Genomic DNA, 19,918 nt, shown 5'->3' with positions numbered 1-19,918 from the left:
GGGGTCAAAGCGCCTGGTAGCGCACGCTGAACAGCACGGCACGGCCCGGCTGCTCGTAGGTCTGGGCGGTCTGGTAGTCGCGGTCGAGCAGGTTGCTGACCTTCACCTGTGCCTTCCACTCGGCACTGAGGTGGTAGTCGGCGCGCAGATCGACCAGCGCATAGCCGGGCAGGCGCTGGTCGTCGCTGTTTTCCTCGGCATCGAAGCGGTAGCTGTTGGCGAACACCCCGGCGCCCACCCCGAAGGCGCCGAAGCGGCGCTCCAGGTCCAGGTTCAGGCTGCGCTTGGCGCGACGCGGCAGCAGGTGGCCGCGGTTCTCCGGGCTGAGGTCGCGGGGGTCGAGCAGGGTGAGGTTGCCGGTCAGCCGCCAGCCCCACAGCTCGGTGCCGGCAAAGGCCTCCAGTCCGCGTATCCGCGCACTGCTGATGTTGGTGGGGCGCATCGGGCTGCGGCCCTGCCACTCGATCAGGTCGTCGATCTGGTTCTCGAAGGCATGCAGGCTCCACTCGCCCCACGCCTGGCCGCCTTCCAGGCCCAGCTCGTAGCTCTGCGAGGTTTCCGGCTGCACATCCGGGTTGCCGGCGGTCGACGCGCTGGCCGGATAGTAGAGATCGTTGAAGGTCGGTGCGCGAAAGGCGGTGCCGTAAGAGGCGCTGAGGCTCAGCGCGTCGCTGAGCGCATAGCGCCAGGCCAGGCTGCCGGTGCCGTGACCGCCGAAGAACTCGTCGCGGTCGTGGCGCAGCGCGGCCTGCAGGCCGTGGCGGCCGAAGCGCGCCTGGTACTGCGCGAACACCCCGCGATTGAAGCGCGAGTCCTCGGCGTACCGGCTGGTGGTGTCGATGCGGTCGCGCTGGTAGTCCAGCCCCAGGCTGAGCAGTTGACCGGCGCCCAGGCGGATATCGTTCTGCCAGGCGAGGCTGTCGCGCAGGGTGTCGAAGCGGGAGTACAGGCGATCGTCCTGGAAGTTCTCGCTGCGGTCCTCGCTGTGCCCGCCTTGCAGGGTGACGTTCCAGGCCGCCAGCGGCGTGAAGCGCGCGCGCAACCCCAGCACCTGCAGATCGCCTTCGCTGTAGGCGTCGAAACCGGAGGTGCCGCGCGTGTTGCGGCTGTCGAACTCGCTGCGGTTTTCGCTCTGCAGCCAGTTGGCGTCCAGCTCCAGTCCACCGGCGAAGCGGTAGCCGCCACGCAGCGACGCCGAGTGTTCGCGGAAACCGTCGGCGTCCGGCTCGTAGGCGGCCGGCGCGGCCGGCCGGAAACTGCGGGCGTTGATGCCGTCCGTGGACTCGCTCACCAGCCCGAGGCTGAACCAGCCCGGTCCGTTGCTGCCCTGCAGTCCGGCGCTACCCCGGTAGGTGGAGCGGCTGCCGGCGCTGACGGCGAAACCCGGCGTGAACCCGACTTCTTGGGCCTGGCGGGTGAAGATCTGAATCACCCCACCCATGGCCTCCGAGCCATACAGGCTGGAGCGCGGGCCGCGCACCACTTCGATGCGCTCGATCTGCTCGACCGGGATGTTCTGCAACGCCGCGCTGCCGGAGGTGGCGGAGCCGATCTTGATGCCGTCGACCAGCACCAGCAGGTGCTTGTCGTGGGTGCCGCGCAGCGACACGGTGGTGGCCTTGCCCCTGCCGCCGTTGCTCCACACGTTGACGCCGGCCAGGCTGCGCAGCAGCTCCGGCACGTCGCGCGGCTGCTGGCGCTCGATGTCCTCGCGGGTGATGACGCTGCTGGAGGCGATCGCTACCGTCGCCTGCTCGGTGCGGGTGGCGGTCACCACCGACTCGGCCAGCAGCAGCGGCTCGGCGGCCAGCGCCAGGGACACACAGGAAAGAGAAAGGTAAAGCGAAACGACGCCCAGCAGCACACCGGCGGCCGGACGATCAACAGGCTTGCGAATCAAGGGATGAACTCCGTCGTGCCTACCCGCACGACTCAAGGTCGACGACCACAGACGGAGAACGAAAGATGCGGACGCGCGCCAGGGCACGCCCATCAGCCCAGCGCCCGCCGCACTGCCGTGGAAATGCGCCAGGCCGGTCTCCGGGCTTGCGAGCGGAACCCGTGGGGGTTCCCGAATACCGCGCCTTCCCATGCCGGAGCACAGTGGCCAACTGCGGTTTCTAGACTCGCCTACCGTTGCGGGGGCAGCGCCGGAATTGCCACGGTCAGAGCGTGGCGCACCGGCTTCCCTGTTTCACCCCCGCGAACGGGGGCACCTGAAGCTGGCGCGCAGGGTAGTGATCCCGGACGGCAGCGTCAATGCGCACAGCTGTTCATCGCCTGCTGGTCATCGCAAAACCTGTACATTTTTAAGTATTCGTATAGATTTATGGGCAGGTATCGACTGCTGCGGGCTCCCAAGATGATCACGCTCTCTGCACTGCGCCACATCGCCCATTCCTGTGCGCTCAGCCTGCTGCTGCTCGCCGGCGCCGCACAGGCCAGCTGGCAGGACGCCTTGCCCGAGGCGCGTCTGATCGGCGGTGGCGACCTGCGACTGTTCGGCTTCCGCATCTACACCGCGCGGCTGTGGAGTCCCACCGAGCCGTTTCGCGCCGATGCGCCGTTCGCCCTGGAACTCACCTATCACCGCAGCATCGAGCGCGACGACCTGGTCGAGGCCAGCCTCAAGGAAATCCGTCGCCTGAATGGCGATGCCATCAATGCCGCCCAGCTGCAGCGCTGGCAGGCGCAGATGCGGCGGGCGTTCGTCGATGTGCAGCCCGGCGAGCGCATCATCGGCGTACACCTGCCGGACCAGGGCGCGCGCTTCTATGCCGGCACACGCCTGCAGCACGAGATCGCCGACCCGGAATTCGCCCGCGCGTTCTTCGCCATCTGGCTCGACCCGCGCACCCGCAACCCCGAACTGCGCGCCCGCCTGCTGGGCGACGCCCGCCCCTGACCGGAGACCGCCATGTTCAAGCGCCTTGCCCTGCTGTTGTCCCTTGCCGTCGCCCTGGCCGGCTGCGCCGTGGAGGTGGACCACTACCGCGACCAGACCCCGCCCCTCGACCTGCGCCAGTACTTCACCGGCCGGGTGGACGCCTGGGGCATGTTCCAGAAACGCTCGGGCGAGGTGGTCAAGCGTTTCAGCGTGGCGATCAACGGCTACTCGCGCGGCGAGCAACTGATCCTCGAAGAGGACTTCACCTTCAGCGACGGCAGCACCGACCGCCGCGTGTGGACCTTCACCCCGGACGGCCCCGATCACTGGCGCGGCACCGCCCACGACGTGGTCGGCGAAGGCCACCTGCAGGTCGCCGGCAACGCCCTGCGCCTGCGCTACACCCTGCGCCTGCCGGTGGGCGACAGCGTCTACGACGTGAAGCTGGACGACTGGATGTACCTGATCGACGAACACACCCTGGCCAATCGCTCGTTCATGACCAAGTTCGGCGTCGAGGTCGGGCAGATCACGCTGTTCTTCCGCAAGCGCGGGGCGGAGGGGGCGTAGCGGATTGGCCGCGCAGCCTGGCCGGCTTACACGGCAAGAAAATAGCTGTAGAACCCCTCCTCCCGCCGATAACCCAGCGCCTCGTACAGCCGCTGGGCGTTGAGGTTGTCCACTGCCGTCTGCAAACCGAGGCCCTTGGCGCCGGTCGCCTGCGCATGGGCCCTGGCCCGTTCCAGCAATGCGCTGCCCACTCCCTGCCCGCGGCAGGACGGAACCACGTACAGGTCGTTGAGAATCCAGGTGCGCCGCGCCGAGACCGACGAGAAGCTCGGGTACAGCTGGGTGAAGCCCACGGGCTCGCCGTCTTGCAGGGCGAGGAAGATTACCGACTCGCGGTTGGCCACCCGCTCGGCGATGAATGCCTGGGCCAGCGCCGGATCGCTGGGCTGCCGGTAGAAGACCCGGTACTGGTCGAACAACGGGGCCACAAGCCCCACTTCGTTTGGGGTGACGCTGATGATATGCATGCTGGGTCTCGTATGCGCTGATGCAAATGGAGGCAGCTAGCTTATGCGGTTTACGCAGCGGTAACCTCCCCTGCTCCGCTTCACCAGAACCCCAGCACCCAGCCCTGCTCGGTGGCTTCCAGGCGATGGGTCAGCGCCAGCCCTTCCAGGAAAACCTCATCGTGGGAAACGACCAGCAGCGCACCGGCGTAGCCGCGCAGCATGGCTTCCAGCGCCTGCGTCGAGGCCAGGTCCAGATGGTTGCTCGGCTCATCGAGCAGCAGCAGCTGCGCCGCCGGTTCGGCGTACAGCGCGCAGGCCAACGCCGCCTTCAGGCGTTCCCCGCCGCTGAGCGTCCCGCTGGGCATCGTCACCCGCTGCGCATCCAGGCCAAGCTGCGCCAGCCACATGCGCAGTGCGCTTTCGCTGGCCACGCGGTTGGCCGAACGCAGCTGATCGAGCACCGGGCGTTGCGGGTCGAGGGTGGCCAGCCGCTGATCCAGATAAACCCTCTGCGCCGCGATCTTGCAGCTTCCTGCCAGGGGTTCGAACTGCCCGGCGAGCACCTTGAGCAGCGTGGACTTGCCACAACCGTTGGGCCCCAACACACCGATCCGCTGCAGTCCGGTGATCGTCAGGCTGATGTGACGGGTGGCGGCCGCAACGAACGGCAGCGTTACTGTTTCCAACTCCGCCACCCGCCGTTGCGCCGCCTGGGGGACCGGCACGGCATGCAGCACGACGACCGTCTCGTCCTCCACCTGCCGCGCGGCCTCGCGCACACGCCGGGCAAGCTGTTCTCGGGCGGCCGCCTGCTGCTGGCGCAGCTTGCCCGCCGACGCTTCGCTGCGTTCCTTCTGGCGATCCAGCAGGATCTTCGCCTGGTTGGCTTCCCTGCCCTGCCGGTTGCCGCGAGCCTGACGGCGTTCCTGGCGTTCGCGCTGTTCGCGCAAGGTCTGTTCCTCACGGCGGCGCTGCGTCTTGGCCTGCTCAAGGCTTTCAATTGCGCTCTGGCGCTCCCGGGCCTTGGCCTGGGCGTAGAAGTCGTAGTTGCCGCCGTAGCTGCGCAGGCCTAGCGCTGACAGCTCCACGATGTGCTGCATCGCGTTCAGCAGCTCCCGGTCATGGCTGACCACCAGCAAACCGCGCGACCAGCGCTGCAACTGCCCGATCAGCGCCTGTCGGTTTGGCCGATCCAGGTGGTTGCTGGGCTCGTCGAGGATCAGGAAGTCCGCCTCCGAGAGCAGCGCACCGATCAGCGCGACGCGCATGGCCTCGCCGCCGCTGAGCGCGGTGGCGGGCGTCGCAGCGTCCAGATAGCCGAGGCCATTGCGCTCCAGCTCGTGCCGCAATCGCTCACGCACATCCCAGCGCTCGCCCACCGCCTCGAAATCCTCGGCCGCGCAACTGCCCGTCTCGATGCGCGCCAGGGCCTCCAGTGTTTCCCGCATACCGACCAGATCGGCCACCGTGGCCTCCGGTGCCGCCACCTGCTGAGCCAGATAATGCACGCGACCGGAAGCCACACAGCGCCCGGCGCTGGGCTGCAACTGGCCGGCCAGGATGCGCGCCAGGACCGTCTTGCCCACGCCATTGCGTCCGACCAACCCCGTCGGGCGGGCGTCGAACTGTTCGCACAGATTGGAGAAGAGCGTTCTGCCGTCCGGCAGAACGTGGGAAACGCTTTCCAGCGCAAGAAAGGGACTCGTCATGCGACCTCCGGAGATGCCAGGAACGGGGCGGTTCAACGGCCGTCCTGTCGACGGCGGCATCAATGGCGCATGGGAGCAATACCTCGAAGAGTGAATGTGGCGAGATTCTAGGAGCCCGTATCACACATGCCAAGACAGCCCGGCGAGGCGCAGCACCGCAGCCGTTCAGGAGCCCGGCGGCGATGCGCCCTGAAGCGGTGCACCTGGCGTAGGGCTTTTGGTAGTAACCCACCACCGCTCGCTCAACGCCTGTCCAGCTGCCCGGGTGCCCGTATCCAGACTGTGCCTGAGCAGCGGCCCTGCTCAGGTGGTCTCCAGCACCTCACCCAACTCGCTCGTTACCCCGCTGATAGCCCTCTGCACCCGCTGGGTAAACTCCGAAGGCTGCTGATACGTCATCAGCAACCGGTCGATGGCACGCGTCATGGCCACATACAACAAGCGAGCCTCGTCGGCTTCAGGCTTCCTCGAGTCGGGCATCTGGCCCAGCATCGGAATGACCACCAGGCCGAATTCCAGGCCCTTGCTGGAGTGCATACTGACAATCTTCACGCTGTCCTGGGACCCGAACAGCTCATCACGCGCCAGGCCGTTGTCCGCACCGGAAGCAAAGGGAATGTTGGCCCGCTCCAGCACCTGCTCAAGAACGGCCGCCTGCCGCGTGTAGCGATAGAGAATGGCCATGTCGCTCAGCGACCGGCCCGCAGCCTGCTCATCGCGCAGCCGCGCCACGATCAGCTCCCCCTCCTCCCGATCTCCGGCACACGCGATCAGCTCCGGAAACGCACCGCGCCGACCCGCGCTTTGCGGGGTGATGATCGGCACGCCGTCATCGCCGGCTTCGCGTCCGCACAACAGATCGTCGGCAAAGGCACGCGCCACCGTCAGCACCTCCAGGGTGTTGCGGTAATTGAGCTTGAGCACCGTGGTGCGTCCCTGAGCCTGGACACCGACACTGGCGAAGCTGAAGTCCAGCCCCTGCTTCTTGCTCCGGTAGATCGACTGGGCGTCATCGTAGAGCACCAGCAGGGAATTGCTGCTCGGGTCGACCATCTGCACTACCAGCCGGAACCAGTCCGGCTCGAAGTCGTGGCCCTCGTCGATCATCACCGCCGCGTACTGCGCACGGGGGATCAATCCCCGCTCCACGGCCTCCATGGTCTTTTCCACAAGCGCCGCCAGATAGACATTGACGTTGCGATTTCCGGCCGGCAGCCCGACGTTGTAGGCGGTGAGCATTTCCTTGCACCAGCCATGGAAGTGCTGTACCGAAACCTTCTCGCCGAGTCCTTTCTCAACCATAACCTGGCGCAACCGCCCGGCCAGCGAGCGGTTGAAACAGAGCACCAGAATCGGCTTAACAGTGGCCTTGGCCAGATGTGCGCAGCGGTAGCCGAGGATCATCGTCTTGCCGCTGCCCGCCGCCCCGTGGATCACCCGATGCCCATCCCCCAGCGAGCGCGCCAGTTGCTCCTGCTGGAAGTCCATCACCTTGATCAGGCTGGGCAGCTCCGCCTCCCCAGGCCCGAACAGGCCGAACTGCCCCGGCTGGGCACTGACGCGGATTTCCGGGAACAAGTGAAAACGCACTCGGTCGATCTGCGGCAGGCTGAGCGCACAGGGAAACACCTGGGGAAACATGCCCCACAGGCGCTGCTGGAATGCTTCGGCATCCACCGACGCGGTCATCTCGTCCTGACAGATCACCTGCTGCGGATTGAGTACCTCGCCCAGGTCCGTCTGCTCGAACTGGCGCCGGGTGATGTTGGTCAGCGCCACGCCCCAGCCCCAGGGCATGATCAGCTCCCCCGGCCTCGGCGCTTTCGCGCCCTGGCGCAGCAAGGGGTCGGATTTCAGCAGAACCTGCAGCTCCAGCGCATAGACACGGGCCTGCGTGAGCGGGTTGCTGGCGCGTCTGATGCCCTCGTGGGTCAGCAGCACCACGCTGCTCTTGTCGGCGGACTGAATGGTGGACAACTTCCAGTCCTTGACCTCCAGCACCAGCACGCCACGCCGCGGATGCAGCACCACGAAGTCCGGATAGCGAACTTTCGGGCCAATCGGCACGTTGTACCAGCACAGGTAATCGTCTTCGAGCAGCTTATCCAGCCGCTCGGCGAAACGGCGCTCGCCCGTGGTATCGAACCGGCACTGCGAGCGAACGGGGAAAGAACGAGCCATGTATCTACACCATCCCTGGTTACAGACCGAGCTTACCTTTTGCGAAACAACCCTGACGCAAACAGCGTGGCAAAGCTGCCGCTCCGTCTCGCGTCTACACCTTCACGTCTTCGATGTACCGGCTCGCATAAACCAGGAAGTAGGCGGCAAACACTCCCACCAGGAAATCCTTGCCCATCGCGACGCCGTTGAACTCGGGCGCCAGCAGCCGGGACACCACACCGTAAAGCCCGGAGATCACCAGCACGCCGCACCATACCTGCACCAACAGACGAACCTTGCGGTGGTTGCCGACGATCAGCCACAGCAATGCGCCCTGAACGATTACCGGCACCAGAGAACTCATCACGCCAACCAGCAACGCCAGGGAGTTGAGCAGAAACAGCACGCCCAGAAAGGCCATCAGTGACCCTTTATAAGCGGCACTGGTGAAGCGGACGGCGGTGACCTTGGGTGCGGACTTCATGCGTGCTCCAATAACGACAACGGATGGGAAAAAGCTGCCATCCAGTGTGCCTTGGGCACTTCCCAGCGCCTAGCGCGACGAATGGCGGAGGTCGCGCCGCAAAGCAGCGCCGCGACAGGCCGGTCGTCCGTTTCAGTGGGGCAGCAGCGCTCCCAGCGAAATGAGCAGGTTCTTCAGAAGGAACCAGCTCGCCCAACATGTTCCCAGCCCCGGCCAACATGTCGGGTGTCCAATATCAAGTTGTCCGGCATCCCCCCTGGCTCAATAGAACAGGCTTTTTTTGAAGCGCAGGGTGAGCTGGCTGAGTTTCTCGGCGCCCCTGACACCAAACAGGCGGTGATTGATTTTATACAAGGTCGGCCAGAACAGTTTTAGGTCGCTTATCGACAGTTGCCTGGCCAGATCGAAACACTCGCTCGCCAAGTCTTCCCGCCCTTCCCGCAGGGCCTCACGGCCTATATCCCACAGGCGTGCAGCAAACGCCGCACGGCTTTTTGCCGAGGCATGTTGCTCTACCGAATGCAGCGTCATCAGCATCTTCTGCTTTTCATATTCCAGGCGACTGGGGGACTTTCTCCTTTTGATACTGATGCGATCTTCCGAGAAATGCACACGGTGCATATATATTTCCTGGGGGTGATAGACGAACTGGGTGCCCAAGGCAGCAAGACGGACGTGCAGATTCCATTCCTGGCTACTCTTGAACCTGACATCGAATCCGCCAACCTTATCCAGCAGGGTTTTTCTATGCAGCGGTGTAGACGTCATGAGATTGGCCATGACCAACTGCGCCAACTGCTCGCTGTCTTGCTGTATGACAACATTGCTGACAGTTTTTACTGCGCCTTCTCGCAGGATGCTGTAGTCACCATACACGATGGAACTTGAATTCAGCCGCAGGATCACGTCCACTTGTGAGCGTATAGCGCCTGGATGCAGAAAATCGTCTGCATCCAGAAACTTTATATACGTCCCCCTTGCCGCGCCCAGTGCCTGGTTGCGTGCAGCGCAAGCGCCCTGGTTAGACTGCGTGATAACTTTTATATTCTTATATTTGGAAAGCGCTTCCAGAGTTCCGTCGCTGGATCCATCGTCCACCACGATGACTTCGAGTTTTCCATATTCCTGCGAGAGCACACTTTCCACACAGGGGGAAACATATCGCTCCGCATTGAATGCCGGGATCAAAATCGAAACCAGAGGATCTTTCATGGGCTTTTTGATTCGAAAGTCATCATAAGCACTCGCCCCGGAACGCGGTCCCTTGATGTAAAGGCGGCAGCCTGGGTTTTTCCGGCCATCCAAACTGCCTACCCAGCCACTCATCCCATTCCGCCGGTTCAAAGCGATACGAGCCCGCGGCTGGGGTGAAAGTGAGCTCGCCGATGTAAACCCTCCCTTGATGAATATAGAAATCGACCCGCAGATAGCCAAAGGGGGCCGCGAGGTGCTTTGCAATACGCAACATCTCCTCGAGCCACGTAGGCTTGGCAACGGGTTCGGCGCTGGCATTTTTACCCCTGCGCAGAAACGAGGCCACGCTCCAGTCCTCCAGATAGAGGCCTTGCGTGGGATTTGCCAAACGCCCGTGTATATGCTGTATGAAAACAAAAGGCTCAGCCCCGTCACCCGGATTGAATACATTGAATTTGTAGTCGTCCGGCGGTTGGCCGTCGGTGAGCAGCGGCTGTTCAAAGAGAATCGCTGGCTTGATGTCTCTGTAATGCTTTTCTCGGTAGCGCGTCGAAAAGTCCGAGGCGAGCCAATGCCTGGCCAGACGGGCCAGCGTCTCCGGATTTTCCTGGTCCTTGCAATGAACGATTTTCACCTGGCCAGCACTGTGATTGGCCTTCATGACAAATGCCGTTGGCAATCCTTCGAACGTTTCGGCGCAAACGTCTTCGCAAACGAGATATACCGGCACCAGATACTGCTCGCCCACCGTCGCAGCGAGATAATTCCTCACCGCAAACTTGTCCGCCAGATAAGAATAGGCAGGGTGCGGATAGCGCATCCTGTGGAATATCTTTTCGGAGAAATATCGAGGATTTTGAAAATCACACAAGCGCCCGTGGTGCTGCCAATAGCGGGCGCGATAGAAAATGCAATCCGGCGAATGCTCGATAAGCCTGTTCAGCAGTCGACCCATCATCCCGTTGCACCTTGCACGAGTCCGCCGGCTGCGGATTTCCTGGAGCAGGCCATGATCGTGGCGCTGATCAGCAGCACGTTCATGATCGCCCCTGTCAGGCTGAAGGCAGCCACGGCAACCCGGTCGCTCTCAAACACGAAGAAGCCGGCATAGATCGCCACGACCCGAATGACCACGAGCGCGATCTCATAGAGCAGGAAAGATTTCTGCAACGACAACGCCGCGATGGCCGCGACACTGGGCCGATTGATGAATCCAAAGAACAGCCAGCAAGCCAGCCATTGGCCGTACTCCCCCGCAACCCGCCATTCGCTGCCAAACACCAGCGCGAACAACCAGGGACCCAGCAACACCACAAGCAGGAAAGGACAGACCCCGACCACAGCCAGCGCTGCCGTTGCCTTGTATATCAGCCCCGCAAGCGGCTTGCCCGCATGGGCGGCCTCGGTGAACTTCGGATAGAAGACATCGCTGACCGATTTGCCAATCAGCATGGAAGGTACCGCCATGACGGTTCTGGCCAAGGTGTAGAAACCCGCCGACGCCGGTCCGAACAGGCTGGCCAGCAGCACGATGGGCAAACTTTGCGACAGCGCGTTCAGCAGGACTTGCGGCGCTCGGAACAATGGAAAGTCGGCATGGATACGAGCGCAGCCCAACAGCTCCGTCAGTGTTGTTCTGCCGCCTGAACGGCCCGAGAACAGCCCCGCCCCGGCTGCGAGCATCGCGGCATGCAGCACGCGCCCCGCGACGGCCAGGCCCACCAGCACACCGGCCCCTGCGTAGAAAACGCCGAGGCCCGCCTTACCCACATTCAGCAGTAGTGACTGAATGATCGCCACACGCGCCGTGACCGAGAACTTGCCCTTGCGAATAAGCCATTGCTCAGCCACCTGCATGCAGGCGGCGAAGAACATGGCCACGGGAATCAACATCAGGAAATCGGCGATGGCCTGCAAGCCGAGTGACCCGGCCAGTTGCTCCGCCGAGAAAAACAAGGCGAGCGCAACCAGCACCGTGACGCTCAAGGCCAGCAATACCGACAACTTGGCAATCGCCAGCGCGTCCTCATCCTTCTTGGGGAGCACAATCGCAATGGGATAGGTGAGAGCGGCTATCGGGGCCAGAACATTCAGGAGAGCCATGAACGCCCCCAGTTGCCCAAATGACTCGGGCCCGTACAGGCGGGTGATCACCGGCGCAAAGGCGATGGTGATCGCCTGGGCAGTGGCGGTCCCGGTGACCACGGCCAACACATTGCGCACGAAGGGGCGCCGGCTCAGCTCGATAAGGGTGTTAGACACAGTGCGCATGCGTCAGTCCAGGTTCAGGGTTTTGCCAGAGACTGCTGCACTTCTGATTCGAAAGCCTTCCATCGGACTGCGGCACGCGCGGGTTTGTTCTGAGGAAGCCGAACCGCCTGGTCTATGAGCCCCGGTGATCAATTTCTGGAAGCGACTGGAAATCTGAAACCCATAAATTCGCTTTTTTGCTTGAAAGCAGCGATTTAGAGCGGTTGAGCGGAAGTCGGTGGAAGTCAGCGGAAGAGCTGATGGCGTCCCCTGCTGGAATCGAACCAGCATCTAGCCCTTAGGAGGGGCTTATTCTATCCGTTGAACTAAGGGGACGCGGGAGGGGTGCCGGGTTGCGCGGCGGGCGGAATGTTACCCAGCCGCCGGCGGTTTGTCATGCCTCAATTGTCCCGGCGCAGCTCGTCCGGAATGGGCAGGTCGGGCAGCGGGCCGGGCTTCTTGCCCTGCCCTGCCTGGTGCTGGCGGATCTGGTAGACGTAGGCCAGCACCTGGGCCACGGCCATGTAGAGTCCGGCGGGAATCTCCTGTTCCAGCTCGGTGGAGTAGTACACCGCTCGCGCCAGGGCCGGGGATTCCACCACGGTCACCTTGTGCTCGTTACCGATCTCGCGAATCTTCAGGGCGATCTGGTCGACGCCCTTGGCCAGCAGCAGCGGCGCGCCGGCCTGGGATTCGTCGTACTTGAGGGCCACGGCGAAGTGCGTCGGGTTGGTGATGATCACGTCGGCCTTGGGCACTTCGGCCATCATGCGGCGCTGGGAGATCTCGCGCTGCAGCTGGCGGATGCGCGACTTCACTTCCGGCTTGCCTTCGCTGTCCTTGTATTCGTCGCGCACTTCCTGCTTGGTCATCATCATCTTCTGGGTGTGGTCCCAGATCTGGTACGGCACGTCGATCAGGGCGATGAAGATCAGCCCCAGGGACAACCACAGCGCGCACCAGCCGACGATCAGGATGGTGTTGAGGATGGCGGCCTCCAGCGGCTGGTGGGCCAGGGCCAGAATGTCGTCCTGGTAGAGGTTGAGCACCACCAGCGCCACCGCCAGCACCACCAGGAACTTGCCGATCGCCTTGAACAGCTCCACCAGCGACGTCTTGGAGAACATGCGCTTGAGGCCGGACAAGGGGTTCATGCGGCTGAACTTGGGCATCAGCGATTCGGTCGAGAACAGGAAGCCGCCGAGCATCACCGGGCCGACGATCGAGGCCAGCAGCAGCAGGATCAGCAGCGGCAGCAAGGACATCAGCGCATGCTCGCCGGCGGTGAGCAGCAGCAGGACCATGCTGTCGGTGTGGTAGAGGCTGTCGCGGCGGACGCTGAAGCTGCCGTTCATCACATCCAGGATGCCCAGCCCCAGGCTGGCGCCGAACGCCATCAGGCCGCCGGCGCCGGCCAGCATCACCACCAGGGTGTTGAGTTCCTTGGAACGGGCTATCTGACCTTTCTTGCGGGCGTCACTGAGCCGTTTCTCTGTGGGCTGTTCGCTCTTGTCCGCGCCGTTTTCGTTCTCGGCCATGGATTACCTCGCGTGCGCGAAGTCGCGCAGCAGTTGCAGGGCCTCGACGGTGAGCGCCTGGAAATGCGCCAGGATGTCGGCCTGGCTGAGCCAGAAGATGATCATGCCCATCACCAGGGTGAGCGGGAAACCGATGGCGAAGATGTTCAGCTGCGGCGCGGCGCGGGCCATGACGCCGAAGGCCATGTTGATCACCAGCAGTGCGGTGACCGCCGGCAGGGCGATCAGCACCGCGGCGCCGAGCACCCAGGTGAGCTTGCCGGCGATCTCGCGGTAGTGTTCGACCAGGAAGCCGCTGCCCACCGGCAGGGTAATGAAGCTCTCGGCCAGCACCTCGAACACCACCAGGTGGCCGTTCATGGCCAGGAACATCAGGGTCGCCATGTTGAGCAGGAACTGGCCGAGCAGCGGCACCGAAACGCCCATGGCCGGGTCCATCATCGAGGCGTAGCCCAGGCCCATCTGCATGGAGACGAACTGGCCGAGCACCACGAAGATCTGGAAGAACAGCTGCAGGAGGAAGCCGAGCACCGCGCCGATGAGGATCTGCTCAGCGATCAGCAGCATCATGCGCAGGTTAAGCGCATCCACCTCGGGCATCGGCGGCAGATTGGGCGACAGCAGCAGGGTGATGGCAAGCGCCAGGTACAGGCGCACGCGCACCGGCACCAGGTTGCCGCCGAACACCGGCATGACCATCAGCAGTGCGCCAATGCGGAACAGCGGCAGCAGGAAGGCACTGACCCAGCCGCCGATCTGTGCGTCGGTCAGCTCAAGCACTACGCATCACCCAATGACAAACGGGATGTTGTGCACCAGCGTCTCGGTGTACTCCAGCCACTGGCGCACCAGCCAGGGGCCGGCCCACATCAGCGTCACCAGCATCACCATCAGGCGTGGCAGGAAGCTCAGGGTCTGCTCGTTGATCTGCGTGGCGGCCTGGAACACCGCGACGATCAGACCGGCGATCAGGCTGGGCACCACCAGGATGGCCACCGTCACGGCGGTCAGCCACAGGGCGCTGCGGAACAGGTCGACGGCGACTTCAGGGGTCATGGCTATAACGTCCCGAAACTGGCGGCCAGGGTGCCCATGATCAGGCTCCAGCCATCGATGAGCACGAACAGCATGATCTTGAACGGCAGCGAGATGATCAGCGGCGAGAGCATCATCATACCCATGGCCATCAGGATACTGGCCACCACCAGGTCGATGATCAGGAACGGGATGAAGATCATGAAGCCGATCTGGAAGGCGGTCTTCAGCTCGGAGGTGACGAACGCCGGCACCAGGATGGTCAGCGGCGTGTCGGCCGGGGTGGCGATGTCGGTGCGCTTGGACAGCCGCATGAACAGGTCCAGGTCGCTCTCACGAGTCTGCGCCAGCATGAAGTCCTTGAGCGGCACCTCGGCGCGGCTGATGGCTTCACGGGCGCCGATCTGCTCGTTCAGATACGGCTGCAGCGCCTGTTCGTTCACCTTCTCGAACACCGGCGCCATGATGAACAGCGTGAGGAACAGCGCCAGGCCGAGCAGGATCTGGTTGGACGGCGTGGACTGTAGGCCCAGCGCCTGACGCAGGATGGAGAACACGATGATGATCCGCGTGAAGCTGGTCATCAGCATGACGAACGCCGGGATGAAGCTCAGCGCCGTCATGATCAGCAGGATCTGCAGGCTGACCGAGTACTCCTGCTCGCCGTCCGGGTTGGTGGTCAGGGTGATGGCCTTGATGCCCAACGGATCGCCGGCCGCCTGCTGCGCCATGGCCGGGCCGGCCAGCAGCCACAGCAGCACGCCCGCCAGCACCAGCCAGGCGCGGGCGAACATCAACGGGGCAAGGGCGGTCGCGTTCATCGGGTCAGTGCTCGGCGGGCGGGGTCTTGTCGCGGCCGAGCAGGTCCTGCAGGCGGCGGGCAAATTCCGGGGTGGCGGTATTCGTGGCGGGCAGCACCACGGGCTGCTTGAGCACATGCAGCGGGGTGATGCGGCCGGCGGTGAGGCCGAGCAGCACCTGTTCCTCGCCGACCTGCACCAGCAGCAGCCGCTCGCGGGTGCCCAGCGACTGGCTGGCCAGCAGCTGGATGGCCTGGTTGCCGCGCGGCCCGGCCTGGTTCTGCATGCGCCGCAGCAGCCAGGCCAGGCCGAAGATCAGGCCGACCACCAGGCCCAGGCCGAGCACCAGCTGGACCAGCTGGTCGACCATGCCCTCGGTGGACGGTCCCGGCGTGGCGGCGACGGCTTCGCCGGCCAGCAGCAGCGGCGCCAGGATCAGGCGGCGCATCAGCGCAGCTTCCGGATGCGCTCGGTGGGGCTGATCACGTCGGTCAGGCGGATACCGAACTTCTCGTTGACCACCACCACTTCGCCGTGTGCGATCAGGGTGCCGTTGACCAGCACGTCCAGCGGCTCGCCGGCGAGGCGGTCCAGCTCGATCACCGAGCCCTGGTTGAGCTGCAGCAGGTTGCGAATGCTGATGCTGGTGTTGCCCACTTCCATGGAAATGGTCACCGGGATATCCAGGATCACGTCCAGGTTCGGGCCTTCCAGGCCGTGCACCGGCTCGCCCTTGGCCGGCGTGGGGAACTGTTCCATGGGCGCGCGCGCCGGGCCTTCGGCCAGCAGCTCGTCGATCGCGTTCTGGTTGTCACCCTCTTCCAGGGCGGCGGCCCATTCGGCGGCCTGTTCCTCGGGAGACTTCGGGGTGTTGTTTGACATTGCGTGTCCTCAGCTGACTGTCTGGCCGAACGTTCCGCACGCGGCGGAAGGTCCGAGCGGAAAAGAGTTGCCTCAGCGATTGCGTTCCAGCGGCCCCATTACCTGCAGGGCCAGCATGTCCTTGTGGGAGCCGAGCTTCACTTCGAAGGTCGGCACGCCGTTGGCCTTGAGCAGCATCTGCTCAGGCAGCTCGACGGGAATCACGTCCCCGGGCTGCATGTAGAGGATGTCGCGCACGCGCAGCTGGCGACGCGCCACGATGGCGTCCAGCGGCACCTGTACGTCCAAGATGTCCTCGCGCAGGGCCTTGGACCAGCGCTCATCCTGGTCGCCGACATCGGACTTGAAGCCGGCGTCGAGCATCTCGCGGATCGGCTCGAGCATCGAGTACGGCAGGGTCACGTGCAGGTCCCCGCCGCCGCCGTCCAGTTCGATGTGGAAGGTGGAGACCACCACCACTTCGCTGGGACTGACGATGTTGGCGATGGCCGGGTTGACCTCGGAATTGAGGTACTCGAAGTCCACCTCCATCAGCGCGTTCCAGGCTTCCTTGAGGTCGACGAACGCCTGGTCGAGCACCATGCGCACCACACGCAGCTCGGTGGGGGTGAACTCGCGGCCTTCGATCTTGGCGTGACGGCCGTCGCCGCCGAAGAAGTTGTCAACCAGCTTGAACACCAGTCGCGAATCGAGGATGAACAGCGCCACGCCGCGCAGCGGGCGCATCTTCACCAGGTTGAGGCTGGTGGGCACGTACAGCGAATGCACGTACTCGCCGAACTTCATCACCTGCACGCCACCGACGGCGACGTCGGCGGAGCGACGCAGCAGGTTGAACATGCTGACGCGGGTGTAGCGGGCGAAGCGCTCGTTGACCATTTCCAGGGTTGGCATGCGACCGCGGACGATGCGGTCCTGGCTGGTCAGGTCGTAGCTCTTGACCCCGTTGGGGCTGGCGGTTTCCTCGACGGAGACGAGTCCGTCATCGACGCCGTGCAGCAGCGCGTCGATCTCATCCTGTGACAGCAGGTCTGTGGCCATGGAAGGGTCCTACTGCAAAACGAAATTGGTGAACAGCACCTGCTCGACGACCGGCTGGCCCAGCAGGTTGCGAGCGATCTCCTGGACGCGCTCGGTGGCCTGGACGCGCACCGCTTCCTTGCCGGGCGCGGTGAGCATGGCCTCGAAGCTCTGCGCGGAAAGCAGCATGACCAGCTCGTTGCGCAGCAGCGGCTGGTGCTCGCGCAGCGCATCCATGCTCTTCTTGTCGCGCCCGAGCAGGGAAACGCTCACCTGCAGGTAGCGGGCGCGGCCATTGGCGTTGTAGTTGACGACGAAGGGTTCCTTGAGCTCTTCGTACACCGCGCCGCGGTCGCGGCTCACGAACAGCGGCTTGGTATCCGGGCTGGTAGACGCGTTGGAGGAGGTAAGGACGTACCAGGTAATGCCCACCGCGGCGACCATCGCCAGCAGGAGGGTCAGCACCCCGAGAATGATGAGGAGGAGCTTCTTGTTCTCAAGCCTGAAAGACTTTGCCATGCCAAATATCCGTCACCTTGCGGCGCTACAACAGTCAAGCCAGCGATTCAGCAAGTCTTATGCCAGTCGATTGCCTGACCCGACGAGCCTCGCGGCGCTGCGCTGCTGGCAGGAGCGGCTTCAGCCCTCATGCAGGAGGGGCTTCAGCCGCGACGTTTCCCTTGCCTCAGGCGTAGAAATCCACCAGGCCACGACCACTCTCCAGCGGCGTGGTCGCGATCAGGCTTTCGGCTTCCAGGCCCTCTTCCGCCTCGGCTCCTCCACCGGCCAGGCCATAAGCGCCGCGCTCATCGGCCTGGCGCTCGCCACGGGCCAGGGACTGGTCGGACACGTTGACGTCGAACTGCCCCAGCCCCTGCTGGTTGAACATCTCTCGCAGCCGGTGCATCTGCCCTTCCAGCGCCTCGCGCACCGAGGCGTGCGGACTGGCGAAGCTGATCTGGGTCTGCTCCTGGTTCAGGCTGATGCGGATCTCGAGGCGACCCAGCTCGGCGGGATCCAGCTGGATCTCCGCGCTACGCAGGTTCTGGCTGGACAACCACATGACGCGCTCCACCACCGCCTCGCTCATGCCGGGCTGGCGCATGGACAGTGGTTGCTGCAGGGCATTGGCGGCCACCTCACGCTGCGCCGCGCTGGCCTGCTGCACGGCCTGAGTCAAAGGATTGACTGGACTGTCGGGGCCTTCGGCCGCGTGCTGCGCGGAACTGCCCGCCGCCGCGCTCAGGCTGCTGCGCAGTAACTCGGTGAAGTCCTGCTCGTCGTCGGCGGCGAGCCCCCCTTCGGGAAGCGCTTCGGAGAGCGTCTCGGTTTTGGCAAGGTGCAGCTCGGGCAGGGCTGCCTGGCGCGCACGGGTCTCGGCCAGAGTCGGCTGCATCTGCCGTGCGCCCAGGGCGCTGGCGGCTGCCTGGGCAACGCCGGCCGTCTGCGAGGCCGCGGCGCTGGCAGGCGCCATCGGATTGGCCACCGCCAGCGTCTGTTCGGCAATATCCGCCTGCGCATCGGGCGAAGCCGTCGCGTCGGCACCCAGGACCGCAGCGGCAGACTCATCCACGGCTTGCGCTTCGGCGGCGGCAACAGGCGTATCCGACGCCGGCGCTGCACTGTCCCGCCCGAACAGCATCAGCGACTCCAGGGATACCGCTTCGGGCTCGGCGGCCAACGTCAGCTCTTCCTCGGGCGGCAGTCCGCTGCCCGGCAATTCGTTGCCGAGGACGGCAACGGCTTGCTCATCGGCGGCCAGCGACGACTGATCGTTCGCGGCCTGGGTGTGCCCACCAAGGCTGCTGGCTTCTTCGCCGGCGACCGCTTCGCCGCCTTCGCGTGCTCGTGCAAGAATCCCGGAGAAACCGCTCTGGCCCGCTTCTTTTGGCGAGCTGCGCAGATTCTGGTCGGCGTGCACCGAAGACACCTTCGGCAGAAGGAAATCGGCACCAAGGCTCATGGCTGACTCCGCTGAAATCTAGTAGTGCCAGGCAGAGTGCAAGCAGCGGGCCAATCCAAGAAAAGCCGTCCAGGCAGCTGTGCGGGGGAGGCGTCAGGCGAAGCGGCGGCGTTCGGCGCGGACCAGCACGCGCACCACGGAGAGCTCCTGCTCGACCTGACGCAGCAGACCGGCGGCCTGCTCCAGGGCAGCGTCACGGCCGGCACGCTCCAGCTCCAGGCAGAGCTGGGCCAGCGTCACCGCGCCCATGTTGCTGCAGCTGCCCTTGAAGCTGTGCGCCGCCTTGCTCAGCGCTTCGGCGTTGCCACCGCGCAGGGCCTGGCGCAGGGAATGCAGGCGTTCCTCGGAATCGGCCAGGTAAGCATCGAGAAGGGCCGGGTAGTCCTCGGCCATGACATCCTGCAGGCTTTGCAGCACCGCGCTGTCGATATGCGATCGTCCGTACATCTGCTTGTCCTTAGCCGGATGTGTCACTGCGCCATTATGCGCGGCCTGCGAACGCTGCCTCCAGACGCAGGTCAGTCTTCCCGACGAACGAGCATCCGCTGCGCCAGTTCATCGAACTGCTTCTGCTCGCGCGCGTCGGCTACCCGCCGCGCCTCGTCCTGATAGCGCTGCACCAGTTTGCGCAGCCCTTCCAGTCGCATGTGGCACTGCTGCCAGCGCTCACGCGCCTTGCGCAGGTTGTCGCGGTTCCACTCGACACTGCGCCCTTGCTGCTCGATGGCGGTATCCAGTTGGCCGAGAAAGCGCTGGTAGTTGACCATCCACTGGCCGGAGACACCCTGGCGACCGGAGGTCAGCCACTGCTGCTGATAATCGCTGAGATAGCGCTGCAGATCGCGAAGCTGATTCTCGCTTTGCAACAGCTTTTGCTGGGCTTGCCCCAGCACGCGCGCGGCATCACGTTCCGCCCGTGTGGCCAGGTCCACCACGGGCGCCAGCCGCTGGATGCGCCGATCACTCATTGCCGG

General features: G+C 64.3%; 21 protein-coding genes, 1 tRNA gene and 1 riboswitch. Of the genes, 2 read left to right on the top strand and 20 right to left on the bottom strand.

The window, feature by feature from the left end; all coding sequences use genetic code 11:
* Positions 1 to 4: 4 nt before the first annotated feature.
* Positions 5 to 1,900 carry a TonB-dependent vitamin B12 receptor gene (btuB, locus tag PT85_RS00895; RefSeq protein WP_039605677.1) on the bottom strand — a complete coding sequence of 632 codons (1,896 nt, stop codon included), beginning with the start codon at positions 1,898 to 1,900 and terminating at the stop codon, positions 5 to 7.
* Positions 1,901 to 2,014: 114 nt separating this feature from the next.
* A riboswitch (cobalamin riboswitch) is annotated at positions 2,015 to 2,235 on the bottom strand.
* Between the two features lie 127 nt (positions 2,236 to 2,362).
* On the opposite strand from btuB, the gene PT85_RS00890 reads away from it, so the two are divergent.
* Together PT85_RS00890 and PT85_RS00885 are read left to right on the top strand one after the other, a co-directional pair.
* The gene (locus PT85_RS00890) at positions 2,363 to 2,905 is read left to right on the top strand and encodes a chalcone isomerase family protein (protein WP_052237575.1); all 543 of its coding nucleotides are present in this window, start codon (positions 2,363 to 2,365) and stop codon (positions 2,903 to 2,905) included.
* Positions 2,906 to 2,917: 12 nt separating this feature from the next.
* A complete protein-coding gene (locus PT85_RS00885; protein WP_039560028.1) occupies positions 2,918 to 3,457 on the top strand; it encodes a DUF3833 domain-containing protein in 540 nt (179 codons plus the stop codon).
* 26 nt (positions 3,458 to 3,483) lie between these two features.
* On the opposite strand, the gene PT85_RS00880 is transcribed toward PT85_RS00885, so the two are convergent.
* The 19 genes from PT85_RS00880 to fliJ all read right to left on the bottom strand — a co-directional run bounded on the left by PT85_RS00880 (position 3,484) and on the right by fliJ (position 19,912).
* Positions 3,484 to 3,924 (bottom strand): GNAT family N-acetyltransferase, encoded by a 441-nt coding sequence (locus PT85_RS00880; protein WP_039560026.1) that lies wholly within the window; start codon positions 3,922 to 3,924, stop codon positions 3,484 to 3,486.
* 80 nt (positions 3,925 to 4,004) lie between these two features.
* A complete protein-coding gene (locus PT85_RS00875; RefSeq protein WP_039605676.1) occupies positions 4,005 to 5,615 on the bottom strand; it encodes an ABC-F family ATP-binding cassette domain-containing protein in 1,611 nt (536 codons plus the stop codon).
* A gap of 303 nt (positions 5,616 to 5,918) precedes the next feature.
* Positions 5,919 to 7,796 (bottom strand): DEAD/DEAH box helicase, encoded by a 1,878-nt coding sequence (locus PT85_RS00870; protein WP_039605675.1) that lies wholly within the window; start codon positions 7,794 to 7,796, stop codon positions 5,919 to 5,921.
* Between the two features lie 94 nt (positions 7,797 to 7,890).
* The gene (locus tag PT85_RS00865) at positions 7,891 to 8,262 is read right to left on the bottom strand and encodes a hypothetical protein (protein ID WP_039605674.1); all 372 of its coding nucleotides are present in this window, start codon (positions 8,260 to 8,262) and stop codon (positions 7,891 to 7,893) included.
* 261 nt (positions 8,263 to 8,523) lie between these two features.
* On the bottom strand, positions 8,524 to 9,474 hold the full coding sequence (locus PT85_RS00860; RefSeq protein WP_052237574.1) for a glycosyltransferase family 2 protein: 951 nt from the start codon (positions 9,472 to 9,474) through the stop codon (positions 8,524 to 8,526).
* Between the two features lie 22 nt (positions 9,475 to 9,496).
* On the bottom strand, positions 9,497 to 10,411 hold the full coding sequence (locus PT85_RS00855) for an ATP-grasp fold amidoligase family protein (protein WP_175444375.1): 915 nt from the start codon (positions 10,409 to 10,411) through the stop codon (positions 9,497 to 9,499).
* Entirely contained in the window at positions 10,411 to 11,727 is a 1,317-nt protein-coding gene (locus tag PT85_RS00850) for a lipopolysaccharide biosynthesis protein (protein WP_039605673.1), read from the bottom strand. Before PT85_RS00850 ends, PT85_RS00855 begins: the two co-directional genes overlap by 1 nt.
* 240 nt (positions 11,728 to 11,967) lie before the next feature.
* Positions 11,968 to 12,042 (bottom strand) — tRNA-Arg (locus tag PT85_RS00845).
* 65 nt (positions 12,043 to 12,107) lie between these two features.
* The gene (gene flhB, locus PT85_RS00840) at positions 12,108 to 13,244 is read right to left on the bottom strand and encodes a flagellar biosynthesis protein FlhB (protein ID WP_027590860.1); all 1,137 of its coding nucleotides are present in this window, start codon (positions 13,242 to 13,244) and stop codon (positions 12,108 to 12,110) included.
* 3 nt (positions 13,245 to 13,247) lie between these two features.
* Positions 13,248 to 14,024 (bottom strand): flagellar biosynthetic protein FliR, encoded by a 777-nt coding sequence (gene fliR / locus PT85_RS00835; protein WP_027590861.1) that lies wholly within the window; start codon positions 14,022 to 14,024, stop codon positions 13,248 to 13,250.
* Positions 14,025 to 14,030: 6 nt separating this feature from the next.
* Positions 14,031 to 14,300, bottom strand: a complete 270-nt coding sequence (gene fliQ / locus PT85_RS00830) for a flagellar biosynthesis protein FliQ (protein WP_027590862.1) — start codon at positions 14,298 to 14,300, stop codon at positions 14,031 to 14,033.
* 2 nt (positions 14,301 to 14,302) lie between these two features.
* Positions 14,303 to 15,073, bottom strand: coding sequence for a flagellar type III secretion system pore protein FliP (gene fliP, locus PT85_RS00825; protein ID WP_082013027.1), 771 nt, complete (start codon positions 15,071 to 15,073; stop codon positions 14,303 to 14,305).
* Positions 15,074 to 15,104: 31 nt separating this feature from the next.
* Positions 15,105 to 15,527 (bottom strand): flagellar biosynthetic protein FliO, encoded by a 423-nt coding sequence (gene fliO, locus PT85_RS00820; protein ID WP_027590864.1) that lies wholly within the window; start codon positions 15,525 to 15,527, stop codon positions 15,105 to 15,107.
* Positions 15,527 to 15,961, bottom strand: coding sequence for a flagellar motor switch protein FliN (gene fliN / locus PT85_RS00815; RefSeq protein ID WP_027590865.1), 435 nt, complete (start codon positions 15,959 to 15,961; stop codon positions 15,527 to 15,529). Before fliN ends, fliO begins: the two co-directional genes overlap by 1 nt.
* Before the next feature lie 72 nt (positions 15,962 to 16,033).
* Positions 16,034 to 17,002, bottom strand: a complete 969-nt coding sequence (gene fliM / locus PT85_RS00810) for a flagellar motor switch protein FliM (RefSeq protein ID WP_039560020.1) — start codon at positions 17,000 to 17,002, stop codon at positions 16,034 to 16,036.
* 9 nt (positions 17,003 to 17,011) lie between these two features.
* Positions 17,012 to 17,500 carry a flagellar basal body-associated FliL family protein gene (locus PT85_RS00805; RefSeq protein WP_027590867.1) on the bottom strand — a complete coding sequence of 163 codons (489 nt, stop codon included), beginning with the start codon at positions 17,498 to 17,500 and terminating at the stop codon, positions 17,012 to 17,014.
* Positions 17,501 to 17,666: 166 nt separating this feature from the next.
* Positions 17,667 to 18,944, bottom strand: coding sequence for a flagellar hook-length control protein FliK (locus PT85_RS00800; protein WP_052237572.1), 1,278 nt, complete (start codon positions 18,942 to 18,944; stop codon positions 17,667 to 17,669).
* Between the two features lie 93 nt (positions 18,945 to 19,037).
* A complete protein-coding gene (locus PT85_RS00795; protein WP_027590868.1) occupies positions 19,038 to 19,391 on the bottom strand; it encodes an Hpt domain-containing protein in 354 nt (117 codons plus the stop codon).
* A gap of 71 nt (positions 19,392 to 19,462) precedes the next feature.
* Complete coding sequence (gene fliJ, locus PT85_RS00790) at positions 19,463 to 19,912, bottom strand: flagellar export protein FliJ (protein ID WP_027590869.1); 450 nt, start codon at positions 19,910 to 19,912, stop codon at positions 19,463 to 19,465.
* Positions 19,913 to 19,918 lie beyond the last annotated feature (6 nt).

This window comes from Pseudomonas flexibilis (assembly GCF_000806415.1).
Classification (GTDB): domain Bacteria; phylum Pseudomonadota; class Gammaproteobacteria; order Pseudomonadales; family Pseudomonadaceae; genus Serpens; species Serpens flexibilis.
Note: the sequence above shows the minus strand (reverse complement) of the source record. Positions and strands in the feature narration are given on the sequence as shown.

What these genes read in the sequence shown, in the direction of transcription:
- PT85_RS00890 (WP_052237575.1), top strand. Translation starts at nt 2,363, where the DNA reads ATGATCACGCTCTCTGCACTGCGCCACATCGCCCATTCCTGTGCGCTC.
- PT85_RS00885 (WP_039560028.1), top strand. Translation starts at nt 2,918, where the DNA reads ATGTTCAAGCGCCTTGCCCTGCTGTTGTCCCTTGCCGTCGCCCTGGCC.
- PT85_RS00880 (WP_039560026.1), bottom strand. Translation starts at nt 3,924, where the DNA reads ATGCATATCATCAGCGTCACCCCAAACGAAGTGGGGCTTGTGGCCCCG.
- PT85_RS00875 (WP_039605676.1), bottom strand. Translation starts at nt 5,615, where the DNA reads ATGACGAGTCCCTTTCTTGCGCTGGAAAGCGTTTCCCACGTTCTGCCG.
- PT85_RS00870 (WP_039605675.1), bottom strand. Translation starts at nt 7,796, where the DNA reads ATGGCTCGTTCTTTCCCCGTTCGCTCGCAGTGCCGGTTCGATACCACG.
- PT85_RS00865 (WP_039605674.1), bottom strand. Translation starts at nt 8,262, where the DNA reads ATGAAGTCCGCACCCAAGGTCACCGCCGTCCGCTTCACCAGTGCCGCT.
- PT85_RS00860 (WP_052237574.1), bottom strand. Translation starts at nt 9,474, where the DNA reads ATGAAAGATCCTCTGGTTTCGATTTTGATCCCGGCATTCAATGCGGAG.
- PT85_RS00855 (WP_175444375.1), bottom strand. Translation starts at nt 10,411, where the DNA reads ATGGGTCGACTGCTGAACAGGCTTATCGAGCATTCGCCGGATTGCATT.
- PT85_RS00850 (WP_039605673.1), bottom strand. Translation starts at nt 11,727, where the DNA reads ATGCGCACTGTGTCTAACACCCTTATCGAGCTGAGCCGGCGCCCCTTC.
- flhB (WP_027590860.1), bottom strand. Translation starts at nt 13,244, where the DNA reads ATGGCCGAGAACGAAAACGGCGCGGACAAGAGCGAACAGCCCACAGAG.
- fliQ (WP_027590862.1), bottom strand. Translation starts at nt 14,300, where the DNA reads ATGACCCCTGAAGTCGCCGTCGACCTGTTCCGCAGCGCCCTGTGGCTG.
- fliP (WP_082013027.1), bottom strand. Translation starts at nt 15,073, where the DNA reads ATGTTCGCCCGCGCCTGGCTGGTGCTGGCGGGCGTGCTGCTGTGGCTG.
- fliO (WP_027590864.1), bottom strand. Translation starts at nt 15,527, where the DNA reads ATGCGCCGCCTGATCCTGGCGCCGCTGCTGCTGGCCGGCGAAGCCGTC.
- fliN (WP_027590865.1), bottom strand. Translation starts at nt 15,961, where the DNA reads ATGTCAAACAACACCCCGAAGTCTCCCGAGGAACAGGCCGCCGAATGG.
- fliM (WP_039560020.1), bottom strand. Translation starts at nt 17,002, where the DNA reads ATGGCCACAGACCTGCTGTCACAGGATGAGATCGACGCGCTGCTGCAC.
- PT85_RS00805 (WP_027590867.1), bottom strand. Translation starts at nt 17,500, where the DNA reads ATGGCAAAGTCTTTCAGGCTTGAGAACAAGAAGCTCCTCCTCATCATT.
- PT85_RS00800 (WP_052237572.1), bottom strand. Translation starts at nt 18,944, where the DNA reads ATGAGCCTTGGTGCCGATTTCCTTCTGCCGAAGGTGTCTTCGGTGCAC.
- PT85_RS00795 (WP_027590868.1), bottom strand. Translation starts at nt 19,391, where the DNA reads ATGTACGGACGATCGCATATCGACAGCGCGGTGCTGCAAAGCCTGCAG.
- fliJ (WP_027590869.1), bottom strand. Translation starts at nt 19,912, where the DNA reads ATGAGTGATCGGCGCATCCAGCGGCTGGCGCCCGTGGTGGACCTGGCC.